The sequence below is a fragment of the Holdemania filiformis DSM 12042 genome, assembly GCF_000157995.1.
Lineage (GTDB): Bacteria > Bacillota_I > Bacilli_A > Erysipelotrichales > Erysipelotrichaceae > Holdemania > Holdemania filiformis.
Window position 1 is genome coordinate 1 of record NZ_GG657584.1, and the last position, 553, is coordinate 553.

The 553-nt window shown below is 56.4% G+C and carries 1 protein-coding gene; it reads right to left on the reverse strand.

Features of this window, described 5'->3' with window-relative positions; genetic code table 11:
• A partial coding sequence (locus HOLDEFILI_RS18090; protein WP_006061405.1) for a transaldolase family protein occupies window positions 1–553 on the reverse strand: 553 nt, incomplete at both ends.

Below are 553 nucleotides of genomic sequence, written 5' to 3' on the forward strand. Positions count from 1 at the left end.
AAGAACGCGCCGTAATGCTCGAACGCTTCCGGCTTCAGCCCCTCTTCAAAATACGCTTTTTTGAATTCATCCAGCTTCATCAGTTCGTCGAGCAGCTCGTCAGCGACCGGCGTGTCGATGTTGTTTTGGATCACGACGTCGCTGCCGTTGTATTTGTGCTGCCAGTCGCTGGTGATCGTGAGGACGATATCTCCGCCGATGAATTCTTCCCAATGATGTTGATTGCGGAAGGCCGCGACCAACAGCTTTGTCCGGTAACCGCGTTCCTTGTACAAACGGTAAGCGTTCTTAACCACCGCTACGCCCGCCATGTCCAACGCTTCCGCACTGATCATCACGTCGTGCTGCTTGACCCAGGCTTTTAAGTAATCGTCGGTCCGGCCGGCCATGATCGTGCAGACCGGATGCATATCCGCCGTGGACAAGCCTTCCGCTTCCCGCCGTGCCAAGCCGCGCTCTACCGCTTCGGCGACCGCAATCGCCTGGGCGCAGGTAAACGAAACCGTCGCGTTGATGCTGACGCCGCGGTAGGTTAATTCCTCAAACGCTTCAA